The sequence below is a fragment of the Burkholderia sp. HAN2018 genome, from assembly GCF_024704855.1.
GTDB lineage: Bacteria > Pseudomonadota > Gammaproteobacteria > Burkholderiales > Burkholderiaceae > Burkholderia > Burkholderia cepacia.
In genome coordinates this window covers 1-1635 of record NZ_QOBB01000489.1, presented here as the reverse complement: position 1 = coordinate 1635, position 1635 = coordinate 1, and the positions used below count along the sequence as shown (strand labels likewise).

Sequence of the window (1635 nt, the reverse complement as noted above, 5' to 3'; positions counted from 1 at the left end):
CGCCGGAACCTGAACATGTCGCGGCGGCATATTTGCTACTCTGGAAATCAGCAGGGCATGCGTTTTACCGGGGGCCGGAACCGGCGCCGAAGCGTCATCCGTGCGGCATGACGCCGGCCGCCCGCGAAGCATGAGACCGGAGACAACTTCGATGACCGAATCGACTCACGCCGTCACGAACCAGTTCGACGAACTGGTCGACTATAACCTCTTCACGATGGACATCGCGCTGCGCGACGCGCTCACCCGCGCGGGCGCCGACTGGGCCGTGCCGCAGCTCGACGCATACGGCGCGTGGCTCGGCAGCGCCGACACCGCGCGGCTTGCCGACGAAGCGAACCGTCACACGCCGGAACTGAACACGTTCGACCGGCGCGGCCGGCGCATCGACCGCGTCGACTTTCACCCGGCGTGGCACGCGCTGCTCGGCCGGTACCGCCAGGAAGGCTTCGTGTCGCTCGCGTTCCGCGAGTCGCGCCGCGGCCGCTGGGCCGCGACCGCGGCCGGCTTCTACCTGCATGGCCAGATCGAGGCCGGCACGCTGTGCCCGGCGACGATGACGCAGGCCGCGATCCCGGTGCTGCAGAAGGAGCCTGCGCTGTGGGCGCTGCTGCGCGACAAGCTCTACAGCGACGACTACGATCCGCGCGACGTGCCGGTCGCCGACAAGCGCTCGATCTGGTTCGGCATGGGCATGACCGAGAAACAGGGCGGCTCCGACGTACGCGCGAACACGACGCTCGCGACCGCCATCGGCGCGGGCGGACGCGGCGGCGAATACCGGCTGCGCGGCCACAAGTGGTTTTTCTCCGCGCCGATGTGCGATGCGCACCTCGTCGTCGCGCAGACCGAAGGCGGCGGCCCGTCGTGCTTCTACGTGCCGCGCTGGCGGCCGGACGGCACGAAGAACGCGGTCGAGATCCAGCGGCTGAAGGACAAGGTCGGCAACCGCAGCAACTCGAGCAGCGAGATCGAGCTGAACGACGCGTGGGGCATCATGCTCGGCGACGAAGGACGCGGCATTCCGACCATCATCGAGATGGCCACCTACACGCGGCTGAACTGCGTGCTCGGCAGTGCGGCGATGCTGCGCCAGGGCGTCGTGCAGGCGATCGCGTACACGCGCCAGCGCCATGCATTCGGCCGCGCGCTCGCCGAACAGCCGCTGATGCGCACCGTGCTGGCCGATCTCGCGCTCGAAAGCGAAGCCGCGCTCGTGCTGGCGATGCGTCTGGCCGACGCGTTCGAGCGCGACGACTCGCCGCGCGAACGCGCATGGAAGCGCATCGTCACGCCCGCCGCGAAATTCTGGGTGTGCAAGCGCGCGGTCGAGCTGACCGGCGAGGTGATGGAAGTGTTCGGCGGCAACGGCTATGTCGACGACGGCCCGATCGCGCGGCTGTTCCGCGAGGCGCCCGTCAACTCGATCTGGGAAGGCTCGGGCAACGTGATGTGCCTCGACGTGCTGCGCGCGGTGTCGCGCGAGCCCGACGCGGCTGCCGCGCTGTTCACCGAACTCGCCGACCTCGGCGCGGGCGAACCGCGCATCCGCGCGGCGCTCGACGCGCTGCGCGCGATGCTCGACGCACCGGCCGACACGCTCGAGGCGTCGGGCCGCGTGTTCGCGCAGCGCCT

Annotated in this window: 1 protein-coding gene; it reads left to right on the top strand. The window is 69.8% G+C overall.

The annotated features are described in order from the left end of the window. Positions 1–151: 151 nt before the first annotated feature. Positions 152–1635, top strand: a 1484-nt coding sequence (locus tag DPV74_RS41270; protein WP_119339279.1) for an acyl-CoA dehydrogenase family protein, incomplete at its 3' end; no start/stop codon positions are given.